Raw genomic sequence first — 21772 nt, forward strand, 5'->3', positions numbered from 1 at the left:
CTTTAGTCCTATGAGAAGTCGATTTCATGAGGCGCCGATGAGCGCCTCGACAAAATGTTGCGCGTGAACAAGCTGGGTCAATCGCAGTCTGTTCTGCATCGAATATTTATTTGCCGGGGCGCCCGTTGGCGCGTCGCTACCGTGAGATAGCCGTCCCCCATGTTTGGTTCCAACGACGACAAGAAGACCCCAGCTGCGGCTGGCGAAAAGAAAAGCCTGTTCGGATGGCTGCGCAAAAAGCCGCAGGAACCCGCCGTCGAACAGCCACAGCCAATTCCTGAACCAACGCCAGCGCCTGCGCCCGTTGTGTTGCCAATCGCCGAGCCAGTGCTGCAACCGGTTGCCGCGCCTGCTGACGAAGCCCCGACCGAATTGCCACAGACCCCGGTCGCTCAGCCCTGGCTGACGTTGCCGGTGGCGGAAGAGCCGGTGGCCCTGGTCGAAGATGAGCAGGCGCCACACGTGACGCCGCCGATTCCTGTGCACACGCCAGTGGCGCAAGAGCCGGTTCGGGCGCCAGTGATTGAGCCGGTGGTTGCCGCGCCGGTTGTCAAAGCGCCGGAGCCTGCACCTGCCGTCGTGCCGGTCGAGCCAGTCCGTACCGAAGAAACCAAGGCCGGTTTCTTCGCCCGCCTCAAGCAAGGCCTGTCCAAGACCAGCGCCAGCATCGGCGAAGGCATGGCCAGCCTGTTTCTGGGCAAGAAAGCCATCGACGATGAGCTGCTCGATGATCTCGAAACCCGTCTGCTGACCGCCGACGTCGGGGTCGAAGCCACTTCGGTGATCATTCAGCGCTTGACCCAGAAGGTCGCGCGCAAGGAGCTGGCTGATTCCGATGCCTTGTACAAGTCCCTGCAAGCCGAGCTGGCGGCCATGCTCAAGCCCGTCGAGCAGCCGCTGAAAATCACCTCGCAAAACAAGCCGTTCGTGATTCTGGTCGTCGGCGTCAACGGTGCCGGCAAGACCACCACCATCGGCAAGCTGGCGAAGAAACTGCAGCTGGAAGGCAAGAAAGTCATGCTCGCCGCCGGTGACACCTTCCGTGCCGCAGCGGTCGAGCAATTGCAGGTCTGGGGGGAGCGCAACAAGATTCCGGTGATTGCCCAGCACACCGGCGCCGACTCGGCTTCGGTGATCTTCGACGCCGTGCAGGCCGCCAAGGCCCGTGGCATCGATGTGTTGATCGCCGACACGGCCGGTCGTCTGCACACCAAAGACAACCTGATGGAAGAGCTGAAAAAAGTTCGCCGGGTGATCGGCAAGCTCGACGCCGATGCACCGCACGAAGTGTTGCTGGTGCTCGACGCCGGCACCGGCCAGAACGCCATCAACCAGGCCAAACAGTTCAACCAGACCGTCGAGCTGACGGGCCTGGCACTGACCAAGCTCGACGGAACCGCCAAGGGCGGGGTGATTTTTGCCCTGGCCAAGCAGTTCGGTCTGCCGATCCGCTACATCGGCGTCGGTGAAGGCATCGACGATTTGCGCACTTTTGAAGCTGAACCCTTTGTCCAGGCACTGTTTGCCGAGCGGGAGCGTTCATGATTCGTTTCGAACAGGTCGGTAAACGCTACCCGAACGGTCACGTCGGCTTGCATGAGCTGAGCTTTCGAGTGCGTCGCGGTGAGTTTTTGTTTGTAACCGGCCATTCCGGTGCCGGTAAAAGTACGTTGTTGCGCCTGCTTCTGGCCATGGAGCGACCCACCAGCGGCAAGTTGCTGTTGGCCGGGCAAGACCTGAGCACCATCAGCAATGCACAGATTCCATTCCTGCGCCGGCAGATCGGCGTGGTGTTCCAGAACCATCAATTGTTGTTTGATCGCACGGTGTTCAACAACGTCGCGCTGCCGCTGCAGATTCTTGGCCTGTCCAAGGCGGAAATCGCCAAGCGTGTGGATTCGGCCCTGGAGCGCGTGGCGCTGTCGGACAAGACCGATCTGTACCCCGGCGACCTCTCCACCGGTCAGCAACAACGCGTCGGCATTGCCCGCGCCATCGTTCACCGTCCGGCTTTGCTGCTGGCGGACGAACCGACCGGTAACCTCGACCCGCGGCTGGCGGCGGAAATCATGGGCGTGTTCGAAGACATCAACCGTCTGGGCACCAGCGTATTGATCGCCAGTCACGACCTGGCACTGATCGCGCGCATGCGCCACCGCATGCTGACCCTGCAGCGCGGTCGATTGATCGGCGACGGGGAGGCCGGCGTATGAGTGCGACTCGCAGTCCGAAGGTTTCAGAACGCGTGGCGCCGAAGGCCGCCGATCCACAACCGACCAGGAAAAAAGGCGACGACGATGATGGCCCGGACTTCGCGACGCTGTTTCGCGCCTGGATCGAGAGCCATCGCGCCAGCCTGCTGGACAGTCTGCGCCGGCTGGGTAAACAGCCCATCGGCAGCTTTTTCACCTGCATGGTGATGGCGGTGGCCCTGAGTTTGCCCATGGGCCTGTCACTTTTGCTAAGTAACGTTGAGCGTCTGGGTGGTTCCTGGCAGCGTGCTGCGCAGATTTCACTGTACTTGCAGCTCGAGGCCAGCCCGGCTGAGGGCGAGGCGCTACGCGCGCAGATCAAGGGCATGCCGGGCGTGGCCGATGCCGAATACGTTGGCCGGGATCAGGCGCTGGAAGAGTTCCAGCAGCAGTCCGGCCTGGGCGACGCCCTCAAGGAGTTGCCGGAAAACCCGCTACCCGGCGTGGTCCTGGTGACACCGAAAGAAGTCGATAAGCCGACACTTGAAGCATTAAGACAAAAACTTTCCGATCTGCCGAAGGTACAGCAGGCGCAGCTTGATTTAGTCTGGGTGGAGCGTCTGGCAGCCATTCTCAAGCTGGGCGACCGTTTTGTCTTCGGTCTGACCGTGCTTCTGGTTTCTGCATTACTTTTGGTGATAGGCAATACCATTCGTCTTCATATTGAAAACCGCCGCACAGAGATCGAAGTGATTAAACTGGTCGGCGGCACTGACAGCTATGTGCGCAGGCCCTTTCTCTATATGGGCGCGCTTTATGGCTTCGGTGCGGGGATTTTTTCCTGGGGCGTATTGGCGTTTGGCCTTGACTGGCTGAATGACGCGGTAGTCGGACTGGCCGGTTTGTACGGCAGCAATTTCGCGCTGGCCGGAGTGCCGGTTGCCGACGGTCTGTCACTCTTGCTTGGCGCTGTGCTGTTGGGGTATATCGGTGCATGGATTGCAGTCGCACGCCACCTGAGGGAGCTTGCGCCTAAGTAGTATCATTTTGCTCGTATTGACCTTTCAGCGTTTATGGGAACTTGTTCTACGGTTTCTGGTCAATTTTCGCAGTGCTTAACTGCACGAGTTATGTAAGTCGGAGGTTTTTTCGTATGACCAATTCTTTGCAACCTGCATATGCTCTGGTCCCGGGTGCGAACCTGGAGGCCTATGTGCACACGGTGAACAGCATTCCGTTGCTGACGCCGGAGCAGGAGCGTGAACTGGCCGAGAGTCTCTACTATGAGCAGGATCTTGAGGCGGCTCGGCAGATGGTGCTCGCCCACCTGCGTTTTGTCGTTCATATCGCCCGTAGCTATTCCGGCTACGGTCTGGCTCAGGCTGACCTGATCCAGGAAGGTAACGTCGGCCTGATGAAGGCCGTGAAGCGCTTCAACCCGGAAATGGGCGTGCGCCTGGTGTCCTTTGCCGTGCACTGGATCAAGGCGGAAATCCACGAATTCATCCTGCGCAACTGGCGGATCGTGAAGGTCGCGACCACCAAGGCCCAGCGCAAGCTGTTCTTCAACCTGCGCAGTCAGAAGAAACGCCTGGCCTGGTTGAACAACGAGGAAGTCCATCGCGTGGCGGAAAGCCTCGGCGTAGAGCCGCGGGAAGTGCGCGAGATGGAAAGTCGCCTGACCGGCCATGACATGGCCTTCGACCCGGCTGCCGAAGCTGACGACGACAGTGCTTTTCAGTCGCCGGCCAACTACCTGGAAGACCACCGGTACGACCCGGCCCGTCAACTGGAAGATGCCGACTGGAGCGACAACTCCAATCACAACCTGCACGAAGCGCTGGAAGTGCTGGACGACCGCAGCCGAGACATCCTCTATCAGCGTTGGCTGGCAGAAGAAAAAGCCACGCTGCACGACCTGGCGCAGAAGTACAACGTGTCGGCCGAGCGTATTCGTCAGCTCGAGAAGAGCGCGATGAACAAACTCAAGTTGTCGATTGCCGCGTAACCGGCAAGCAGGCAATAAAAAACGCCCCGATCATTGATCGGGGCGTTTTTGTTTCTGGCCTCACACATACCCAATGCGGGAGCGAGCCTGCTCGCGATGGCGTCGGATCAGTCGACATCAATGTTTAATGTGATGACCTCATCGCGAGCAGGCTCACTCCCACAGGGGATACGCTTGTTACTGAGACCACGGCGCCCGGCGGGAATCGTTCAGTCCAATCAAATAGCTGTCCCCCCCCAACTGGCTCATCTGCTGCCGTATCCACCCCGCACGCCGCGAAACGTACGAAGTCGGATGGCTGGCGCTCCACACGCGCGGGTTTGGCAGCACGGCAGCCAATAGACTCGATTGCTGGCGGCTGAGGTTTTTTGCGCTGATGCCGAAATGATGTCGTGCTGCGGCCTCGGCACCAAATACCCCGTCATCCCACTCGACGCTGTTGAGGTACACCTCAAGAATCCGCTGCTTGGGCCAGAACACTTCGATCAGCCCGGTAAACCAGGCCTCCAGGCCTTTGCGCAACCAGCTGCGACCTGACCACAGGAACAGGTTTTTCGAGACCTGCTGGCTCAGGGTGCTGGCGCCGCGAACCGTGCCGCCGAGCTCGTTATGGGCCAGCGCGGCCTGGATCGCCCCGAAGTCAAAGCCCCAGTGCTCCGGGAATTTCTGATCCTCCCCGGCGATTACCGCGACCTTCAGGTCGTCCGAGATTTCATCCCAGGGCTTCCAGGTGCGTTGCAGGTCAATGGGCTCGCCGTTGAACCACGATTCAATCTTGCGTTCGACCATCAATGCCGTACCCGGTGGTGGCACTACGCGAAAGATCAGCACCAGCAATACGCTGCCGCCCATGAACCAGAGCACGGCCTTCGTGAAACGACGGAAATATATACGCAGCATAGAGATGGCTTGGCCGAACCCGTTGAGCGGGCCATTATACAGACCCTGTTGATTGCGTCTGACTGGAGTTCTTCATGCTGCGTGGCTTTCTGATGCTGGCCGCTTTTTTCGGTTTCACCGGTGTCGGCCTTGGCGCGTTCGCCGCCCACGGTCTGAAAAGTCGCCTGAGTGCCGAGTACCTGGCCATTTTCCACACCGGCGTCACTTATCAGCTGGTGCATACCCTGGCGTTGCTGGGTGTGGCGCTGCTGGCCACGCAGATTCCCGGTCGGCTGATCACTTGGGCCGGAGCGTCCTTTGCCATCGGTATCCTGCTGTTCTCCGGCAGCCTGTACGTGCTGACGCTGACGGGCTTCAGCAAGCTCGGCATCATCACCCCGTTCGGCGGGCTGGCGTTTCTGGTGGGCTGGTTTTGCCTGGGCCTTGCCGCCTGGCGCTTGCAGCTTACCGCTTGACGCTTGTTGCTGACCTTTAGGTCACGATCGGGCTAGAATGCCAGCCCCTAAAAATGATGGCGGCATCCGGCATGCGCATTCAGTTGAACGGCGAATCCTTTGAACTGCCCGACGGTGAAACCGTTGCGGCCCTGCTGACCCGTCTGGACCTGACCGGACGCCGGGTGGCGGTGGAACTCAATCTGGATATCGTTCCGCGCAGCCAGCATGCCGATACCACGCTCAACGACGGCGACAGCGTCGAAGTCGTGCATGCCATCGGCGGCGGCTAGCCGTCTGGCCTGCATGGGCCAACAATTCTGCAAGACCCTCACTCCTACAGAGGATTTCCCATGAGCATCGTTCGTAGCGACAAGCCTTTCGTCCTGGCCGGTCGTACTTACCAGTCGCGTTTGCTGGTGGGTACCGGCAAATACCGTGACATGGAAGAAACCCGCCTGGCCATCGAGGCCTCGGGTGCCGAGATCGTCACTTTCGCCGTGCGCCGTACCAACCTTGGTCAGAACGAGGGCGAACCGAACCTGCTGGATTTCCTGTCGCCGGATCGCTACACCTTTCTGCCGAACACCGCCGGTTGCTACGACGCCGTCGAGGCCGTGCGCACCTGCCGCCTGGCTCGTGAGCTGCTCGATGGCCACAACCTGGTGAAACTGGAAGTGCTGGCGGACCAGAAAACCCTGTTTCCCAACGTGATCGAAACCCTCAAGGCCGCCGAGTCGCTGGTCAAGGAAGGCTTCGACGTGATGGTTTACACCAGCGACGACCCGATCATCGCCCGGCAACTGGCGGAAATCGGCTGCATCGCGGTGATGCCGCTGGCCGGTCTGATCGGTTCGGGCCTGGGGATCTGCAACCCGTACAACCTGCAGATCATCCTTGAAGAAGCCAAAATCCCGGTGCTGGTGGATGCCGGGGTCGGTACCGCTTCCGACGCTACCATCTCCATGGAACTGGGTTGTGACGCTGTGCTGATGAACTCGGCGATCGCCCACGCCCAACAGCCGATCATGATGGCTGAAGCCATGAAACACGCCATCGTTGCGGGCCGTTTGGCTTACCTCGCTGGCCGCATGCCGAAAAAACTCTATGCCAGCGCCTCTTCGCCGCTGGATGGTCTGATCAAGTAAGAGCCATTGATGACTGAATCGAACGACACGCCTATCCAGACGGAAGAAGGCGACGAGCGCCAACACCGCCGCATCAAGAGTTTCGTGATGCGTGCCGGGCGCATGACCGAAGGCCAGCAACGTGGCCTGGAGCAGGGCACGCCGCTGTTCGTGCTGCCCCTGGCCGACGCGCCGGTGGACTTCGACCAGGTGTTCGGTCGCTCGGCACCGCGCTCGCTGGAAATCGGTTTCGGCATGGGCCATTCGCTGCTGGAAATGGCGGCAGCTTCGCCGGAGCAGGATTTCATCGGCGTCGAAGTGCACCGTCCGGGCGTTGGTGCGTTGCTCAACGGCGTGCTGACCCAGGGTTTGACCAACCTGCGGGTTTACGACTGCGATGCGATCGAAGTGCTCAACCGTTGCGTGGCCGACAACAGCCTCGATCGCCTGATGCTGTTTTTCCCGGACCCGTGGCACAAGAGCCGCCATCACAAGCGTCGTATCGTTCAGGCGTCGTTCGCCGAGCTGGTACGCAGCAAGTTGAAGGTCGGCGGCATTCTGCACATGGCCACCGACTGGGAGCCGTACGCTGAATACATGCTGGAAGTGATGAACGTCGCGCCGGGTTATCGCAACCTGGCCGAGGACGGCAAGTGTGTACCACGCCCGGCCGAGCGGCCGATCACCAAGTTCGAACGCCGTGGCGAGCGTCTTGGGCATGGTGTGTGGGATTTGAAGTTCGAGAAGCAGTCGTAGGAGCGAGCCTGCTCGCGAAAAACCAGAGAGCAACGCGGGGCCCCAGATGCCCCGCGTTTTCGTTAATGATCATCGCGAGCAGGCTCGCTCCTACAGTGGATGTTTGGTACAGCTGAAATCAGCGGCGGTCAGCGACGACGCCGATCAGCACCAGCACCACCAGCAACACCGGCGCCAGGCTGTAGTTGTTGAATTGGCTCAAGCCCCGAACGATCCACGGCGTGGCGTAGATCAGGGCGGCGCCGCTGCCGATCATGCACAGCAGGGCCATCAGCGGCACGCGCAAGGCGCCGGCGATGCTGCCCAGTCGTTGGTCGACCCAGCCTTTGAAGTCCGCGCCAAACAGCACCAGCAGACAGCCCATCAAAGCCAGGGCGATCTCCGAGAGATTGCTGCGGCTCCAGCGAGAAACGGTGGCGAGCAGGTCGAGTACCAGATCCATTCGATTTCCTTATGTCAGAAACTTCTGCAGCAAGTCGTTGAGGAATAGCTGTCCGCGCTCGGTAGCCGCCAGACGTGACGGTTCGACCTGCAACAGGCCACTTTGTTCTGCCTCGCGGCGAGCTTCGGCCAGGGTGTCCAGGGGCAGTCCGGTGCGTTCCGGATACAGCCGCGATTCGACCCCTTCGGTCAGGCGCAGGGCATTCATCAGGAACTCGAACGGCATTTCGTCGTTGGTCAGGGCTTTCTCGCCCGCCTGGAAGCTTTTGGCCGGGTTGAGGTAGTCCTTCGGCAGGCGAGTCTTCCAGGTGCGCACGATGCGCCCGTCCGGATGGCTGAGCTTGCCGTGGGCACCGGCACCGATGCCAATGAAGTCGCCGAAACTCCAGTAATTGAGGTTGTGCCGTGCCGGGCGGCCCGGTTGGGCGTAGGCCGAGACCTCGTACTGCGCGTAACCGTGCTCGGCCAGCAGCGCCTGGCCGGCTTCCTGAATGTCCCACAACGTGTCGTCTTCCGGCAGCGTCGGCGGCTGGTTCCAGAACACGGTGTTCGGCTCCAGGGTCAGCTGATACCAGGAAAGGTGGGTCGGCTTCAGGGCGATGGCCTGGCGCAGGTCGCTCAGGGCGTCCTCCAGGGACTGGTCCGGCAGACCGTGCATCAGGTCCAGATTGAAGTTGTCGAACCCGGCCTGACGCGCCATGCCTGCGGCTCGCACCGCTTCGTCGCCGTTGTGAATCCGCCCCAGGGCCTCGAGTTTTGCCTGCTGGAAGCTCTGGATGCCGATCGACAGGCGATTGATGCCGAGCGCCCGGTAGGCGACGAATTTCTCTTGTTCGAAGGTGCCGGGGTTGGCTTCCAGGGTGATTTCGATGTCGTGGGCAAACGGGATGCGCTGTTCAACGCCTTTGAGCAGTCGGCCCAACGCGGCGGCGCTGAACAGGCTCGGCGTGCCGCCGCCGAAGAAAATCGAGCTCAACTCCCGACCGTAGACGGCGTGCAGGTCTTGATCAAGATCGGCCAGCAAGGCGTCGACGTACTCTTCTTCCGGCAGCACCGGGCTGGCGGTATGGGAGTTGAAGTCGCAGTAAGGGCATTTGCGCACACACCACGGGATGTGGATGTACAGCGCCAGGGGCGGCAGTACCGGCAGAGCCGCCCGAGGCGATTGCGCGGCACCGCCGAAGATCAGCGGTGACGCGGAGCGGTCGTGGGTCATTTCAGGCCCAGACGCTGGCGCAGCAGATCCATTGCGCGGGCGCGGTGACTGATCTGGTTCTTGTCGCCCGGGCTCAGCTCGGCGCTGGAGCAATCGCGCTCCGGCACCCAGAACAGCGGGTCGTAGCCAAAGCCGTGCTCGCCGCTGGCCTCAGTCAGGATGCGACCGTGCCACAGGCCTTCGCAGAGAATCGGCAGCGGATCGTCGGCATGCCTCACCAGCGCCAATACACAGACGAACTGCGCGCCGCGCTCGGCCTCGGGCACGTCCTTGAGGACGTCCAGCAGTTTGGCGTTGTTGGCCGCATCGCCCTTGCCGTCGGCATAGCGCGCCGAGTAGATGCCCGGCGCGCCACCGAGGAAGTCCACCGCCAACCCGGAATCGTCGGCCAGCGCCGGCAGGCCGGAAATGCGCGCGGCGTTGCGGGCCTTGAGAATGGCGTTCTCGACGAACGACAGGCCGGTTTCTTCAGGCTCGACCTGGCTGAACTCGCCGATCGAGCGCAGTTGCACCGAGTCGCCGAGCATGGCCTGGAGTTCCTTGAGTTTGCCGGCGTTGTGGCTGGCCAGTACGAGTTGCGTGAAGTTGATCATTCGCCGGGGAAGAGCTCTTGGTTGAAATTGATGGTGTTGATTTTGTCACCGGTCTGCACCTTGATTTCGAAGGTGCGGGTTTCCTGTTGAGGCACAGGGTACTGGGCGATGTAGTAAATGGCGCCCTGCTCGGTGACCTGTTTGAAGCTCAATGGCACGCTCTGGCTGGTCAGGTCTTTGACCGTGCCGGAGACTTGCGCCATCTGCGGCTTGCCGTCCTTGATCACCGAAATATTGATCACGCCTTGAGTCTTGCTGCGAATAAGTTCGGCCGACTTGGCGATGTCCGGCGTCAGGTACGTGGAGTTGAAGGTGTTGTAGTGCACCGTCACGTCGCCAAAGGTTTCCTGGCGCTCGCTCTTGATGACGTCGGCGGCCATGGCCGTGACGCTCAGGCAGGCGGTGAGTAGAAACAGCGCTAGACGACCCATGATTTTCTCCTCGGAATGTGGTGATTCAGACCGCGACCTTATGGTCTGCAAGCCCCGGGCTGCTGACGCGGTAGATACCGATCTCACCTAACAGATTAGGCCATAGCTTACTGGCCCACCCGTGCCGATGCTGTTGATCCACGGCAAGCCGATCAATGACCTTGGCTTCACGTTCGCGACACAAGGCTTCAAAGTCTTCGAAAGTGCAGAAGTGGATGTTCGGCGTGTTGTACCAGGTGTACGGCAGGAACTCGGAAACCGGCATCCGTCCCTTGCTGGCCAGGTACCAGCGGCAGCGCCAGTGACCGAAGTTGGGGAAGGTGATGATGCACTGGCGACCGACCCGCAGCATTTCGTCGAGGATCTTGTCCGGGTAATGCACCGCCTGCAGCGCCTGGGTCATGACCACGACGTCGAAGCTGTTGCTGGCAAAGTTGCCCAGGCCCTTGTCCAGGTCCTGTTCGATGACATTGATGCCCTTGGCCACGCATTGGGCGATGTTGTCCGCGTCGTTTTCCAGGCCATAACCGGTGACCTGCTTGTTGTCGCGCAGCCAGGTCAGCAGCTCGCCATCGCCGCAACCGAGGTCGAGCACGCGGCTACCGGCGGGGATCCATTCCTGGATGATTTCCAGATCAGCTCTCATGGCTATCTCACAGCGTTATGCGGTTCATGTAATTGCCGAACGCCTGCAAGTAGCGCGGGATCGGAATCAGGAAGGCGTCGTGGCCCTGCGGTGCGTCGATCTCCAGGTAGCAGACGTCCTTGCGCGCGGCCATCAGCGCGTCCACCAGTTCCCGCGAGCGAGCAGGGGAGAAGCGCCAGTCGGTGGTGAACGACATCACACAGAACTTGGCGGTGGCACCGGCGAAGGTCTTGGCCAGGTCATCATCGAAATTGGCGGCCGGATCGAAGTAGTCCAGGGCCTTGGTCATCAGCAGGTACGTGTTGGCGTCGAACCGCCCGGAGAATTCTTCCCCCTGGTAGCGCAGGTAGCTTTCGACCTGGAACTCGACGCTGTGGAAGTCGTAGTTGAGCTTATCGCTTTTCAGGCCGCGACCGAATTTTTCGCCCATGGAGTCGTCGGACAGGTAGGTAATGTGCCCGACCATCCGCGCCAGCATCAGCCCGCGCTTGGGGATCACGCCGTGTTCCTGGAACGAACCGCCATGGAAGTCCGGGTCGGTGAGGATCGCCTGACGTGCCACTTCGTTGAAGGCGATGTTCTGCGCCGACAGCTTCGGTGCCGAGGCGATGGCCAGGCAGTGCCGTACGCGGTCTGGGTAAGTGATGGTCCACTGCAGGGCCTGCATGCCGCCCAGGCTGCCGCCGATGACGGCTGCCCATTGGCCGATGCCGAGCACGTCGGCGAGGCGCGCCTGGCTGTGCACCCAGTCTTCCACGGTCAGCACCGGAAAGTCGGCGCCAAACGGCTTGCCGCTCTCGGGATTGATACTGCTTGGGCCGGTGGAGCCGTTGCAGCCACCGAGGTTGTTCAGGCTGACCACAAAGAACTTGTTGGTGTCGATGGGCTTGCCGGGGCCGATGCAGCTGTCCCACCAACCGGGTTTGCGGTCGTCGGGGCTGTGATAGCCGGCCGCGTGGTGGTGCCCGGACAAGGCGTGACAGATCAGCACGGCGTTGCTCGCCGTGGCGTTCAGCGTGCCGTAGGTCTCGTAAATCAGGTCATAGGCCGGTAGCGAACGACCGCAGGCCAACGCCAGGGGTTCGCTGAAGTGCGCCATTTGCGGCGTCACCAGACCAACAGAATCGGGGGGGAAGGCAGCTGGCATCGACCCTGCTCTCGTTGAAATGAGGCGTAAGTCTAAAGACCAGTGGGGTTAGCGGCAAGCAAAGGGCGGGCCTGATTTTTCCTGAAAGACCGAGGTGCGGCCATCGCGGGCAAGTCCCGCTCCCACAGGAGTACAGATTCCCATGTGGTGAGCAGGGCTTGCCCGCGATGAGCGATGACTCGCTCAACCAGGCCGCCGCATCAGTGTCAGATCAGCCCGAACAGCTCTTTTGGCATCAGGGCGTAGTACGCCAGGCGCGGAATCAGCCAGCTCTGCAGCAACTGCAGCGCGATAAAGGCGAAGATGGGCGAGATGTCGAGGCCGCCCAGGTTCGGAATGATCCGGCGGAACGGTGCAAGAACCGGTTCGGTGATCTGCTGCACCAGCTCTGCGCCAGGGTTATGGCTGCCCGGAGCGACCCAGGACAGGATCACGCTGATAATCATCGCCCAGAACAGGATTTTCAAAAACAGCGCGAAAATGCCGATCAAACCCCATGGCACCAGGAACAGCGCGTCCACCTTGTAGCCGCTGAGCAGCAGGATGACGGCGAACAGCACCATTTGCACGATCAGCGCCAACACCAGCGACGACATGTCCAGCCCGAACATGCTCGGGATGACCCGGCGCAGTGGCTTGAGCAACGGTTGAGTGGCCTTCACGGCGAACTGGCAGAGCGGGTTGTAGAAGTTGGCCCGCACCAGTTGCAGGATAAAGCGCAACAGCACGACCAGCAGATACAGGCTGCCCAGGGTTTGAATCACGAAAATGGCAGCGTCATTGAGTCCGAGCATCATTTATTCCTTTGTAAGAGCTGATTAGCGACCGAGTTGCTCAGCCATTTCGGCCGAGCGGTGCGCGGCGGCGCCCAATGCTTTTTCTACCAGCGCTTCGAAGCCGCCGGCCTGGAACGATTTGATCGCCGCTTCCGTGGTGCCCGCCGGCGAGGTGACGCGGCGACGCAGTTCAGCGGCGTCGACGTCGCTGGAGACCGCCATGTGAGCAGCGCCCAGTGCGGTTTGCAGGGTCAGTTGAGCGGCGATGTCGGCTGGCAGGCCGAGTTTCACGCCCGCGGCGGTCATGGCTTCGATCAGCAGGAAGAAGTACGCCGGGCCGGAACCGGATACCGCGGTGACCGCGTCCAGTTGCTGCTCCTCGTCCAGCCAGAGGGCGATACCGACGGCCGACAGCAGCTCTTGCGCCTGTTGGCGTTGTTCGGCGGTCACCTGGGCGGTGGCGAACAAGCCGCTCACGCCCTGGCGCAGGAGTGCCGGGGTGTTGGGCATGCAGCGCACGATCGGTTGGGCGCCGAGCCAGTTATTCATGCTGGCGCAGGTGATGCCGGCGGCAATCGAAACCACCAGTTGCTCAGGCTTCAGGCTTGGACGGATCGCTTCGCAGACCGCTTTCATTGCTTGAGGCTTGACCGCCAGCACGACCACATCGGCACCGTCGATGGCCTGTGCGTTGTCGGCAAAGGTTTCGATGCCGTGTTCGGCGCTCACGCGGGTGCGTGTTTCTTCACCCGGATCGCTGGCGCGGATCTGCGCGGCGTCCAGGCCTTTGGCCCGCAGGCCGCCGATCAGACTGGCGGCCATGTTGCCGGCACCGATAAAGGCAATACGCGTCTTGCTCATGTCAGGTCCTTATAAAAAGTGTGTAAGCCATGGATCAAGGCTGTGAGTAGTCGCGAGCGCCAAACAGGGCCGTACCAATGCGGACCCAGGTGGCGCCTTGAGCGATGGCCGATTCGAGATCGTGGCTCATGCCCATGGAAAGTGTGTCGAGCGGCAGATTCAGGCTGGCTTGCAGATTCTGCACGGCAGCAAAGGCGGCATCCTGGGCGGCGCGATCTTCAGTCGGCTCGGGAATCGCCATCAATCCGCGCAACTTGAGGCGAGGCAGGGCGCTGATGGCATTGGCCAGGGCCGGCAGGTCGGCCGGGGTGCAGCCGGATTTGCTGGCCTCACCGCTGACGTTGACCTGGATGCAGATGTTCAACGGTGGCAGATCGGCAGGTCGCTGTTCCGACAAGCGTTGTGCGATTTTCAGGCGATCCACGGAATGCACCCAGGCGAAATGCTCGGCGATTGCGCGAGTCTTGTTCGATTGAATGGGGCCGATGAAGTGCCAGATCAAGGGCAGGTCGGCCAATTCGAGCTGCTTGCCCAGGGCTTCCTGCAAGTAGTTTTCGCCAAAGTCGCGCAGGCCGGCGGCATAGGCTTCGCGCAGGGCTTGTGCGGGTTTGGTCTTGCTCACGGCCAGCAGCTGGACGCTGTGTTCGTCCCGGTTGGCGGCGAGGGCGGCAGCGCGGATGCGCGAACTAACCAGTGCAATGTTGTCTGCTATCGTGGACATTCAAGGGGCGCCAGCGGGTCTGAGGTTGGCGGCATTCTACTGGAATTGAGGCGTGCTATGGATATCACTGAGCTGCTGGCGTTCAGCGCCAAACAAGGCGCATCCGACCTGCATCTGTCCGCAGGCCTGCCGCCGATGATTCGAGTCGATGGCGATGTGCGGCGCATCAACCTGCCACCCCTGGACCACAAGGAAGTGCAGGCGCTGATCTACGACATCATGAACGACACCCAGCGGGTGGATTTCGAAAAGCACCTGGAAACCGACTTTTCCTTTGATCTGCCTGGTGTGGCCCGTTTTCGGGTCAATGCGTTCAACCAGAGTCGTGGTGCCGGCGCCGTGTTTCGCACCATCCCCTCCAGGGTCTTGAGCATGGAGGCGTTGGGCATGGGCGATGTGTTTCGCAAAATGACCGACGCTCCCCGTGGACTGGTGCTGGTCACCGGCCCGACCGGCTCCGGCAAGTCCACGACGCTGGCGGCGATGATCGATTACCTGAACAACCATCGTCACCACCATATCCTCACCATCGAAGACCCTGTCGAGTTCGTCCACGAGTCGCGCAAATGCCTGATCAATCAGCGTGAAGTCCATCGCGACACCCGCAGCTTCCCCGCAGCCTTGCGTTCAGCCCTGCGCGAAGACCCGGATGTCATTCTGGTGGGCGAGATGCGCGACCTGGAAACCATTCGCCTGGCGTTGACGGCAGCCGAGACCGGCCATCTGGTGTTTGGCACGCTGCATACCACCTCGGCGGCGAAGACCATCGACCGGATCATCGACGTGTTTCCGGGGGATGAGAAGCCGATGGTGCGTTCGATGTTGTCCGAGTCGTTGCTGGCAGTGGTTTCCCAGACCCTGGTCAAGAAGATTGGCGGCGGACGTATGGCGGCCCACGAGATCATGCTCGGCACGTCGGCGATCCGGAACCTGATCCGCGAAGACAAGGTGGCGCAGATGTATTCATCGATTCAGGCAGGTGGGTCGCTGGGCATGCAGACGCTGGACATGAGCCTGAAGGAGCTGGTGACCAAGGGCCTGGTCACTCGCGACCATGCGCGGGAGAAGGCGCGGTCACCGGATAATTTCTGAGGGGAAGCTGTAGCGCTTTACAGGAGGCTTCGCGAGCAAGCTCGCTCTCACAGGGGAATGCATTCCAATGTGGGAGCGAGCGTTCTCGCGAAGAGGTCGTTACATTCGAAGCAGGTTCCAGCGGATGTAATCAGCGCTGAACAACCCGCATCTGATGCGGTTCTTTCGGCAGAACCCGTTTGGCCACGGCGTAGTGGTTTTCCCAGTACGGCTTCTTCAGTGTGTCGATGGTCACCGACTTGCCACGACGCGGTGCGTGGATGAAGCGGTCGTTGCCCAGGTAGATGGCAACGTGATTGACTCGACGGCTCTTGATGTTGAAGAAAATCAGGTCGCCTGGCTTCAGGTCGTTGCGATTGACCTTCTCGCCGTGACCGCTGGCCATGGCATTGGAGGTGCGTGGCAGGTCAAACGTGGCGTCGTTGAACGCGTATTTCACCAGACCGCTGCAGTCGAAGCCTTTGCTCGGGCTGCTGCCGCCCCAACGATACGGGGTACCGAGGACGTTGACCGCACGGCTCAGCACATTGCTGCTTTCCTTGTTCGCCATCGGCGGAACCAGGCCTTTTTTGTTGCTGGCCAGCTGTGGAGCGTGTTTGACTGATTTTTTGCTTTTGTTCGAAGGAGCAGAAGCATGGGATTTCGGGGTGTAACCATTAACGTTCGGAAGACGTTGCTCACGATTGGTGGCGTGGGCGGCCAGTGGCAATAATAGGCAAATGGTTAGCCATGTCTTTATAAATGGACGCATTAGGCAGGGCTCGTATGGGTTAGCGCGCAACTTTATAACAGCTTTTTTGTCCCTTCCGAGGCCGTTGGTCGATTCAACCTGGGGGTCAACGGAACCAAATGAGCGGCAAAAAGACGCCATTGTCGGACAGAAGTCAGGTGTTATAAGGCTTTGACGGGAGACAACGTACCATTTGCCATACGTCGGGTGCTCGTAAAAAAGTCACAAAGAATTCAAGAATATTTATCTATCGTGTGAATCGAGGTCATCCATGAACACCTATCAACAACCCGTACCCCATCAAGATACCCACAGCAAAGTGATCGGTTATCTGCTGTGGATTTTCGGTTTCACCGGCGCTCACCGCTTTTATTACGGCAAACCGGTCACGGGGACGATCTGGTTCTTCACCTTCGGTTTGTTGGGGATTGGCTGGTTGATCGATCTGTTTCTGATCCCGTCCATGGACCGTGAAGCCGACCTTCGGTTCACCGCCGGCCCGATCGAATACAACGTCGCGTGGATTCTGCTGACGTTTCTCGGGGTGTTCGGTGTGCACCGGATGTATCAGGGCAAATGGATCAGCGGGTTGATCTACCTGCTGACGGGCGGACTGTTCTTCGTGGGAGTGCTGTATGACTTCTGGACGCTGAATGATCAGGTTTCGATTCGCAACGCGCAGAATCGAGCTGCCTTTCAGTAAGCCATCGCTAGCAGGCTAGCTCCCACACGGGATCTGTGAACCACACAAATCCCCGTGGGAGCTAGCCCTGCTAGCGATTGGGGTGACACGGTCTTACGCCTGGTGACTGATCCGTCCATCCACCAAGGTGTAACGCACTAGGCCCGGCAGGCTGTGCCCGATGAACGGGCAGTTCTCGCCTTTGGACAGCCAGTTTGCCGACCGGCAGGCTAAGCCTTGGCACCCGTCCATCCTTCGCTCGTCGCCGAGTGTCTTAACTTTTTCTAAAAAAAATTATCTGGTTATAGATAAATACTGCAGTAGTCATGCAATAGAGGAGTGAAATTATGATGTGATTGGGCACCCACCAATAGAATGTGCTGACTGCAAGGATTATGAAGGAAATGGTTGATAAAAATCCTGATATTCCAATTAAGAAATACCTGCCAGTGCGGGTTTTTAATTTTTTATTATGGATGAGTAATTGTAGGATGTGTGTTGCGTTAAGTGCTAGAAGGATGGCGGCGAGGGTTATTAGGGGGGGCGCTATCGAATCTTGTGTAGAGTCATAAATCCCGGAAGTTTGATTTGTAATTATCGTAAGTGTTCCGGTGGCGGTTGTTATAAGTGAGGTTGCTGGGTATAGGTATTTCATATTTTTGTGCTTTTTTAATGGGCAGATTGGGTGCTTATCAGCACCCAATCGATAGAGATTAAACTAAATCATTCAGGGTTGAAAGCCTTCTCCGGTTAGCGTTACTTTATACTCGCCAAAAATTTCAATTTCATAGGTTGTTCCGGAGAATAATCTGCCAGCTGTAGTGAGGGTTTCGAGGATTGGCGCTCTATTGCTTGCATCAAAGTCAAAGGTGTCTGTGTATGCTTTTACTACGCCATCGAAAACCCAAGTACTATTTTCATTTCTTGTGAAGCTTCCTTCTATTTTTAATGTGATTCTTCCTAAATAAGCACCTGTAATTATGCTGTCGTCGAATGTGTTGTAGGCAACTTTGGGTTCGGATATAAAATAAGTTCCCGGCTCTCTTGTGTTGGTTATTGAGCTGGCTAAAAGTGGAATATCATAAGTTTGAATTTTTAGATCAATGTTGTTGATGTTTACGCTAAGTTTTTGTCCGTTGCCCCAAAGGTAGTGACTAAATGCTTTGATTGGGGTGAATGTTCCGCCTGAAAGCTCAGGGGTGGTTAATTCGTATACTGTACCATGGCCAGTAGAGGCTCGTATTAGTGCCTCTTGGTTGCTTGCGTTTTGTTGGGCTACTAATGCGTCGGCTAAGCTGAAGTTGACAAGTTTGTTTTTAAAGTAAGCGTGGGTGACGAATGTGTCATTGTTCAAAAGGTAGTTATCGGCTTCAGTTATTTTCCAAAGGTCTTTTATGGCACCCAGTGCGTCATTGTTATTGATGGACCTCTCCGCCATTTTCAGCTCGTAAGTGAATGCCTTGATTCCACTTTTCATTTCTAGCCAGTCGTGGAACATTTCCATGTCAGCGGAAGATATAATAGGACCATCGGCGAGAGGTAAGGAATATGTCATTCCGTCGGTGGTGATGATCGCCTCTCCCGCACCTTGCCAGTCAGCTGTTGCATACGTTCCCCAGCTGAAGCCTGTGTCGATCGTAATGCCGCCCGATGGGGCTGTAGTGACGATTGGGGGAAGTGTAAGTCCATTCTGCATAATTTATCCTTTGTTTTTAGTTTTTAGTTTTTAGTTTTTAGTTTTTAGTTTTTAGTTTTTAGTTTTTAGTTTTTAGTTTTTAGTTTTTTTGATCAGGTTTCTTGTTTGTGCGAAATAAATAGTAATTGATCGTTAGAGAAGTTGTTTCTCATAACTCTGTAGGTTTTTTCGGTATGTGAAGCGGGGAATTTCGGCGAGGGGTGACGGCTAGGTATGACTTGCTGATCTTGCGGCTTTCTAACTATCTCTCAGGAATGTGCGCAGTTAGTCTGGATGCTCGACTAAATAGGTGTTTTTTAGGCTTATTGTGCGGATACATACGGTAGGGCTGTAGAGGGAGCACTATTCTCTAATGGCTTTCTAACCGGGCTTGCGTTGCGAAGGAGCCCCGAAGGGGGGCATTCGCTGGCAAGTCTCGATTAGCATCGCTTTGCGGATTGGATATTCGGTATAGGGCAAGTCCTTTTGCCAAAAAGATTTACGCCTGGTGACTGATCCGTCCATCCACCAGGGTATACCGCACCAGGCCCGGCAGGCTGTGCCCGATGAACGGGCAATTCTCGCCTTTGGACAGCCAGGTTTCCCCGGCCACGGTCGAGGCCGCAGGGTCGAACAGCACGATATCCGCCGCACCACCGACCGCCAGTTTGCCCGCCGGCAGGCGCAAGGCGTCGGCAGGACCGGCGCCAAGGCGCGCCAGCAGGGTCGGCAAGTCCAGCAAACCGTCTTCCACCAGCGTCATCGCCAATGGCAGCAGCAGTTCGACGCTGCTGATGCCGGGCTCGGTGGCACCGAACGGCGCCAGTTTGGCGTCGCGCTCGTGGGGTTGGTGGTGGCTGGAAATCGCCGACACCACACCTGACTTCACTGCCGCACGCAGACCCTCGCGGTCGGCGCGGGTGCGGAGCGGAGGCTGGACGTGATACAGACTGCTGAAGTCGATCAGCGCTTCGTCAGTCAGGATCAACTGGTACAGGGCGACATCCGCGGTGACCTTCAGGCCACGGGCCTGGGCCTGGGCGATCAGGGCCACACCGCGAGCGCTGGTGAGCTGGCTGAAGTGCGCGCGCACGCCAGTCTGTTCGACCAGCAGCAGGTCCCGGGCCAGGGCCACGGTCTCGGCGGTTTCCGGAATACCCGGCAAGCCGAGGAAACTGGCGGTCGGGCCTTCGTGGGCCAAACCGCCTTCGGCCAGATCATGGTCCTGGGAGTTGAAAATCACCGTCAGGTCGAAGGTTGCCGCGTACTCCAGCGCCCGGCACAGGGTGCGGGTGTTGCGGAAACTCTCCAGACCGTTGCCGAAGGCCACGCAGCCGGCATCGCGCAACGCGACCAGCTCGGCCAGCTGTTCGCCGTCCAGGCCTTTGCTCAGGGCGCCGATCGGGAAGACTTTGGTGTTGCCGGCCTCGCGGGCGCGATCGAGGATCAGTTCGGCCACCGCCGAGGTGTCCAGTACCGGTTTGGTTTTGGGCGGGCAGCACAGGCTGGTCACGCCACCGGCCGCGGCCGCGCGGGTTTCGCTGACGATCGAGCCTTTACGGCTGTAGCCCGGTTCGCGCAGGGCAACGTTGAGGTCGACCAGGCCAGGGGCGGCCACCAGGCCTTTGGCGTCAAGGGTGTCGACGGCGACGAAACCGGCCGGTGCGGCGCCAATGGCGACGATCTTGCAGGCTTCAATGTGGATATCGGTAACTTGATCCAGGCCGCTGGCTGGATCGATCACGCGGGCGCCGAGAATGCTGAGCTTCACTGGGCGTTCTCCTGCTCGAATTGGCGCTGGGCAGTCTGCCCGCTCATGGCCATGGACAAAACGGCCATACGAATGGCGATGCCGTAGGTCACCTGGTTGAGGATCACCGAGTGCGGGCCGTCGGCCACCGCCGACTCAATCTCCACGCCACGGTTGATCGGCCCCGGGTGCATCACGATGGCATCGGGCTTGGCACCGGCCAGGCGCGCAGTGGTCAGGCCGAACAGGCGGTAGAACTCACCTTCGCTCGGCAGCAGGCCGCCGGTCATGCGCTCGCGCTGTAGACGCAACATGATCACCACATCGACGTCTTTCAGGCCTTCGGCCAGGTCGGTGTAGACCTTCACGCCGTATTGCTCGATGCCGATCGGCAGCAAGGTTTTCGGCGCGATCACGCGGATGTCCGGGCAGCCCAGGGTTTTCAGCGCCAGCATGTTCGAACGGGCCACCCGCGAGTGCAGGATGTCGCCGACGATGGCCACCGTGAGGTTCTCGAAGCCGCCCTTGTGCCGGCGGATGGTGAGCATGTCGAGCATGCCCTGGGTCGGGTGGGCGTGACGGCCGTCGCCGCCGTTGATGATCGCCACCTGCGGGCACACGTGTTCGGCGATGAAGTGCGCGGCGCCGGAATCACCATGACGCACGACAAACATGTCGGCCGCCATGGCTTCCAGGTTGCGCAAGGTGTCGAGCAGGGTTTCACCCTTGCTCGCCGAAGACGTGGACACGTTCAGGGTAATCACGTCCGCCGACAGGCGCTGGGCCGCCAGTTCGAAGGTGGTGCGGGTGCGGGTGGAGTTCTCGAAGAACACGTTGCACACGGTCTTGCCGCGCAGCAGCGGGACCTTCTTCACCGCGCGGGCGCCGACTTCGAGGAACGAGTCGGCGGTGTCGAGGATTTCCGTCAGCAGCTCTCGGCGCAAACCGTCGAGCGAGAGGAAGTGGCGCAGCTGGCCCTGATCATTGAGCTGCAGCGGGCGCTTGGTTTCTAGAGGCGTCATCGCAAGGGGGACTCTCAATAGGGCGAATTAAAGGGCGAGGTCTTGCACTTCGAGCTTGAGCTCCGGGCCGGACAGCTTCACGCGCTCGTGGGCGGCGAGTGACAGCGTGGCGCCAACCACGTTCGGGCGGATCGGCAGTTCGCCGGCATCCAGGTCCAGCAGGCACACCAGCGTCACGCTGGCCGGACGCCCGTAGTCGAAGAGTTCGTTCATGGCCGCGCGGATGGTCCGGCCGCTCATCAGTACGTCGTCGATCAGCACCAGGTGCTGGCCTTCGATTTCGAACGGCAGGGCAGACGGACGCACTTGCGGGTGCAAGCCGTTCTGGCTGAAGTCGTCGCGGTAGAAGGAAACGTCGAGCGTGCCGAGGGGCTCATGGCTGCCCAGCTCTTTGAGCAGGGCCTGGGCGACCCAGACGCCGCCGGTGCGAATGCCGATGTAACGCGGTTCGCTAATGCCACGGTGTTCCAGGTGTGCCTTGAGACGGATCGCCATCTGGCTGATCAGTTCGGTGGGATTGGGCAGGCTCATGGTTGCTCCTTCTTGGGCCCGAGTCGGGTTGTGCTTGAGTT

At 59.5% G+C, this 21772-nt stretch carries 25 protein-coding genes and 1 pseudogene; 10 read left to right on the forward strand and 16 right to left on the reverse strand.

Going from position 1 to position 21772, the window contains the following annotated elements:
* The first annotated feature begins 159 nt into the window (after window positions 1-159).
* The 4 genes from ftsY (at window position 160) to rpoH (ending at window position 4200) form a co-directional block, all read left to right on the forward strand.
* Entirely contained in the window at window positions 160-1545 is a 1386-nt protein-coding gene (gene ftsY / locus AC1Q6D_RS01625; RefSeq protein WP_103402817.1) for a signal recognition particle-docking protein FtsY, read from the forward strand.
* Window positions 1542-2213, forward strand: a complete 672-nt coding sequence (gene ftsE / locus AC1Q6D_RS01630; RefSeq protein ID WP_003229148.1) for a cell division ATP-binding protein FtsE — start codon at window positions 1542-1544, stop codon at window positions 2211-2213. Before ftsY ends, ftsE begins: the two co-directional genes overlap by 4 nt.
* Entirely contained in the window at window positions 2210-3232 is a 1023-nt protein-coding gene (gene ftsX / locus AC1Q6D_RS01635; RefSeq protein ID WP_103402816.1) for a permease-like cell division protein FtsX, read from the forward strand. The genes ftsE and ftsX overlap by 4 nt, the downstream gene beginning before the upstream one ends.
* 113 nt (window positions 3233-3345) lie before the next feature.
* On the forward strand, window positions 3346-4200 hold the full coding sequence (rpoH, locus tag AC1Q6D_RS01640; RefSeq protein ID WP_047534555.1) for an RNA polymerase sigma factor RpoH: 855 nt from the start codon (window positions 3346-3348) through the stop codon (window positions 4198-4200).
* Window positions 4201-4377: 177 nt separating this feature from the next.
* Here rpoH and mtgA read toward each other — a convergent pair whose 3' ends face one another.
* Entirely contained in the window at window positions 4378-5100 is a 723-nt protein-coding gene (gene mtgA, locus AC1Q6D_RS01645; protein WP_047534552.1) for a monofunctional biosynthetic peptidoglycan transglycosylase, read from the reverse strand.
* Window positions 5101-5174: 74 nt separating this feature from the next.
* Between mtgA and AC1Q6D_RS01650 the strand changes: the two genes are divergently transcribed.
* The 4 genes from AC1Q6D_RS01650 (at window position 5175) to trmB (ending at window position 7417) form a co-directional block, all read left to right on the forward strand.
* Window positions 5175-5555: a DUF423 domain-containing protein gene (locus tag AC1Q6D_RS01650; RefSeq protein WP_103402815.1), complete on the forward strand. Its 381-nt coding sequence runs from the start codon at window positions 5175-5177 to the stop codon at window positions 5553-5555.
* A 71-nt stretch (window positions 5556-5626) separates the two neighbouring features.
* Window positions 5627-5827, forward strand: coding sequence for a sulfur carrier protein ThiS (gene thiS, locus AC1Q6D_RS01655; protein WP_161793944.1), 201 nt, complete (start codon window positions 5627-5629; stop codon window positions 5825-5827).
* A gap of 60 nt (window positions 5828-5887) precedes the next feature.
* Window positions 5888-6682: a thiazole synthase gene (locus AC1Q6D_RS01660; protein ID WP_103402814.1), complete on the forward strand. Its 795-nt coding sequence runs from the start codon at window positions 5888-5890 to the stop codon at window positions 6680-6682.
* Between the two features lie 9 nt (window positions 6683-6691).
* Window positions 6692-7417: a tRNA (guanosine(46)-N7)-methyltransferase TrmB gene (trmB, locus tag AC1Q6D_RS01665; protein WP_103402813.1), complete on the forward strand. Its 726-nt coding sequence runs from the start codon at window positions 6692-6694 to the stop codon at window positions 7415-7417.
* Between the two features lie 118 nt (window positions 7418-7535).
* On the opposite strand, the gene AC1Q6D_RS01670 is transcribed toward trmB, so the two are convergent.
* The 9 genes from AC1Q6D_RS01670 to AC1Q6D_RS01710 form a co-directional block, all read right to left on the reverse strand.
* Entirely contained in the window at window positions 7536-7859 is a 324-nt protein-coding gene (locus tag AC1Q6D_RS01670; protein WP_047534544.1) for a DUF3392 domain-containing protein, read from the reverse strand.
* A 9-nt stretch (window positions 7860-7868) separates the two neighbouring features.
* Window positions 7869-9074 carry a radical SAM family heme chaperone HemW gene (gene hemW, locus AC1Q6D_RS01675; protein WP_103402812.1) on the reverse strand — a complete coding sequence of 402 codons (1206 nt, stop codon included), beginning with the start codon at window positions 9072-9074 and terminating at the stop codon, window positions 7869-7871.
* Window positions 9071-9667: an RdgB/HAM1 family non-canonical purine NTP pyrophosphatase gene (rdgB, locus tag AC1Q6D_RS01680; RefSeq protein ID WP_103402811.1), complete on the reverse strand. Its 597-nt coding sequence runs from the start codon at window positions 9665-9667 to the stop codon at window positions 9071-9073. The genes hemW and rdgB overlap by 4 nt, the downstream gene beginning before the upstream one ends.
* Window positions 9664-10098 carry a DUF4426 domain-containing protein gene (locus AC1Q6D_RS01685; RefSeq protein ID WP_103402810.1) on the reverse strand — a complete coding sequence of 145 codons (435 nt, stop codon included), beginning with the start codon at window positions 10096-10098 and terminating at the stop codon, window positions 9664-9666. The genes rdgB and AC1Q6D_RS01685 overlap by 4 nt, the downstream gene beginning before the upstream one ends.
* Window positions 10099-10123: 25 nt before the next feature.
* Window positions 10124-10744, reverse strand: a complete 621-nt coding sequence (gene metW, locus AC1Q6D_RS01690) for a methionine biosynthesis protein MetW (protein ID WP_103402809.1) — start codon at window positions 10742-10744, stop codon at window positions 10124-10126.
* Between the two features lie 7 nt (window positions 10745-10751).
* Window positions 10752-11891: a homoserine O-succinyltransferase MetX gene (gene metX / locus AC1Q6D_RS01695; RefSeq protein WP_103402808.1), complete on the reverse strand. Its 1140-nt coding sequence runs from the start codon at window positions 11889-11891 to the stop codon at window positions 10752-10754.
* A gap of 206 nt (window positions 11892-12097) precedes the next feature.
* On the reverse strand, window positions 12098-12685 hold the full coding sequence (locus tag AC1Q6D_RS01700; protein WP_103402807.1) for a YggT family protein: 588 nt from the start codon (window positions 12683-12685) through the stop codon (window positions 12098-12100).
* 24 nt (window positions 12686-12709) lie between these two features.
* Window positions 12710-13528 carry a pyrroline-5-carboxylate reductase gene (proC, locus tag AC1Q6D_RS01705; protein ID WP_103402806.1) on the reverse strand — a complete coding sequence of 273 codons (819 nt, stop codon included), beginning with the start codon at window positions 13526-13528 and terminating at the stop codon, window positions 12710-12712.
* A gap of 34 nt (window positions 13529-13562) precedes the next feature.
* A complete protein-coding gene (locus tag AC1Q6D_RS01710) occupies window positions 13563-14249 on the reverse strand; it encodes a YggS family pyridoxal phosphate-dependent enzyme (RefSeq protein ID WP_103402805.1) in 687 nt (228 codons plus the stop codon).
* 57 nt (window positions 14250-14306) lie between these two features.
* Between AC1Q6D_RS01710 and AC1Q6D_RS01715 the strand changes: the two genes are divergently transcribed.
* Window positions 14307-15341 (forward strand): type IV pilus twitching motility protein PilT, encoded by a 1035-nt coding sequence (locus AC1Q6D_RS01715; RefSeq protein WP_103402804.1) that lies wholly within the window; start codon window positions 14307-14309, stop codon window positions 15339-15341.
* A gap of 130 nt (window positions 15342-15471) precedes the next feature.
* On the opposite strand, the gene AC1Q6D_RS01720 is transcribed toward AC1Q6D_RS01715, so the two are convergent.
* Complete coding sequence (locus AC1Q6D_RS01720; protein WP_103402803.1) at window positions 15472-16092, reverse strand: C40 family peptidase; 621 nt, start codon at window positions 16090-16092, stop codon at window positions 15472-15474.
* Window positions 16093-16342: 250 nt separating this feature from the next.
* On the opposite strand from AC1Q6D_RS01720, the gene AC1Q6D_RS01725 reads away from it, so the two are divergent.
* Window positions 16343-16774 carry an NINE protein gene (locus AC1Q6D_RS01725; protein WP_103402802.1) on the forward strand — a complete coding sequence of 144 codons (432 nt, stop codon included), beginning with the start codon at window positions 16343-16345 and terminating at the stop codon, window positions 16772-16774.
* 93 nt (window positions 16775-16867) lie between these two features.
* Here the strand turns inward: AC1Q6D_RS01725 and AC1Q6D_RS01730 are convergent.
* The 5 genes and pseudogenes from AC1Q6D_RS01730 to pyrR form a co-directional block, all read right to left on the reverse strand.
* Window positions 16868-16966 (reverse strand): annotated as a pseudogene (locus AC1Q6D_RS01730) (hypothetical protein); the annotation flags it as partial.
* A 514-nt stretch (window positions 16967-17480) separates the two neighbouring features.
* A complete protein-coding gene (locus tag AC1Q6D_RS01735; protein WP_103402801.1) occupies window positions 17481-18449 on the reverse strand; it encodes a lipid II-degrading bacteriocin in 969 nt (322 codons plus the stop codon).
* Window positions 18450-18927: 478 nt separating this feature from the next.
* On the reverse strand, window positions 18928-20199 hold the full coding sequence (locus AC1Q6D_RS01740; RefSeq protein WP_103402800.1) for a dihydroorotase: 1272 nt from the start codon (window positions 20197-20199) through the stop codon (window positions 18928-18930).
* Window positions 20196-21200, reverse strand: a complete 1005-nt coding sequence (locus AC1Q6D_RS01745) for an aspartate carbamoyltransferase catalytic subunit (protein ID WP_103402799.1) — start codon at window positions 21198-21200, stop codon at window positions 20196-20198. Before AC1Q6D_RS01745 ends, AC1Q6D_RS01740 begins: the two co-directional genes overlap by 4 nt.
* 27 nt (window positions 21201-21227) lie before the next feature.
* Entirely contained in the window at window positions 21228-21731 is a 504-nt protein-coding gene (pyrR, locus tag AC1Q6D_RS01750) for a bifunctional pyr operon transcriptional regulator/uracil phosphoribosyltransferase PyrR (RefSeq protein ID WP_047534509.1), read from the reverse strand.
* Window positions 21732-21772: the final 41 nt, after the last annotated feature.

Source organism: Pseudomonas sp. MT92, assembly GCF_058792515.1.

Coding starts and splice junctions, on each gene's coding strand:
- AC1Q6D_RS01745 (WP_103402799.1), bottom strand. CDS start 21,200: ATGACGCCTCTAGAAACCAAGCGCCCGCTGCAGCTCAATGATCAGGGC.
- metW (WP_103402809.1), bottom strand. CDS start 10,744: ATGAGAGCTGATCTGGAAATCATCCAGGAATGGATCCCCGCCGGTAGC.
- AC1Q6D_RS01725 (WP_103402802.1), top strand. CDS start 16,343: ATGAACACCTATCAACAACCCGTACCCCATCAAGATACCCACAGCAAA.
- AC1Q6D_RS01735 (WP_103402801.1), bottom strand. CDS start 18,449: ATGCAGAATGGACTTACACTTCCCCCAATCGTCACTACAGCCCCATCG.
- ftsY (WP_103402817.1), top strand. CDS start 160: ATGTTTGGTTCCAACGACGACAAGAAGACCCCAGCTGCGGCTGGCGAA.
- thiS (WP_161793944.1), top strand. CDS start 5,627: ATGCGCATTCAGTTGAACGGCGAATCCTTTGAACTGCCCGACGGTGAA.
- metX (WP_103402808.1), bottom strand. CDS start 11,891: ATGCCAGCTGCCTTCCCCCCCGATTCTGTTGGTCTGGTGACGCCGCAA.
- proC (WP_103402806.1), bottom strand. CDS start 13,528: ATGAGCAAGACGCGTATTGCCTTTATCGGTGCCGGCAACATGGCCGCC.
- trmB (WP_103402813.1), top strand. CDS start 6,692: ATGACTGAATCGAACGACACGCCTATCCAGACGGAAGAAGGCGACGAG.
- rpoH (WP_047534555.1), top strand. CDS start 3,346: ATGACCAATTCTTTGCAACCTGCATATGCTCTGGTCCCGGGTGCGAAC.
- AC1Q6D_RS01710 (WP_103402805.1), bottom strand. CDS start 14,249: ATGTCCACGATAGCAGACAACATTGCACTGGTTAGTTCGCGCATCCGC.
- AC1Q6D_RS01660 (WP_103402814.1), top strand. CDS start 5,888: ATGAGCATCGTTCGTAGCGACAAGCCTTTCGTCCTGGCCGGTCGTACT.
- ftsX (WP_103402816.1), top strand. CDS start 2,210: ATGAGTGCGACTCGCAGTCCGAAGGTTTCAGAACGCGTGGCGCCGAAG.
- pyrR (WP_047534509.1), bottom strand. CDS start 21,731: ATGAGCCTGCCCAATCCCACCGAACTGATCAGCCAGATGGCGATCCGT.
- ftsE (WP_003229148.1), top strand. CDS start 1,542: ATGATTCGTTTCGAACAGGTCGGTAAACGCTACCCGAACGGTCACGTC.
- mtgA (WP_047534552.1), bottom strand. CDS start 5,100: ATGCTGCGTATATATTTCCGTCGTTTCACGAAGGCCGTGCTCTGGTTC.
- AC1Q6D_RS01720 (WP_103402803.1), bottom strand. CDS start 16,092: ATGCGTCCATTTATAAAGACATGGCTAACCATTTGCCTATTATTGCCA.
- hemW (WP_103402812.1), bottom strand. CDS start 9,074: ATGACCCACGACCGCTCCGCGTCACCGCTGATCTTCGGCGGTGCCGCG.
- rdgB (WP_103402811.1), bottom strand. CDS start 9,667: ATGATCAACTTCACGCAACTCGTACTGGCCAGCCACAACGCCGGCAAA.
- AC1Q6D_RS01700 (WP_103402807.1), bottom strand. CDS start 12,685: ATGCTCGGACTCAATGACGCTGCCATTTTCGTGATTCAAACCCTGGGC.
- AC1Q6D_RS01715 (WP_103402804.1), top strand. CDS start 14,307: ATGGATATCACTGAGCTGCTGGCGTTCAGCGCCAAACAAGGCGCATCC.
- AC1Q6D_RS01650 (WP_103402815.1), top strand. CDS start 5,175: ATGCTGCGTGGCTTTCTGATGCTGGCCGCTTTTTTCGGTTTCACCGGT.
- AC1Q6D_RS01685 (WP_103402810.1), bottom strand. CDS start 10,098: ATGGGTCGTCTAGCGCTGTTTCTACTCACCGCCTGCCTGAGCGTCACG.
- AC1Q6D_RS01670 (WP_047534544.1), bottom strand. CDS start 7,859: ATGGATCTGGTACTCGACCTGCTCGCCACCGTTTCTCGCTGGAGCCGC.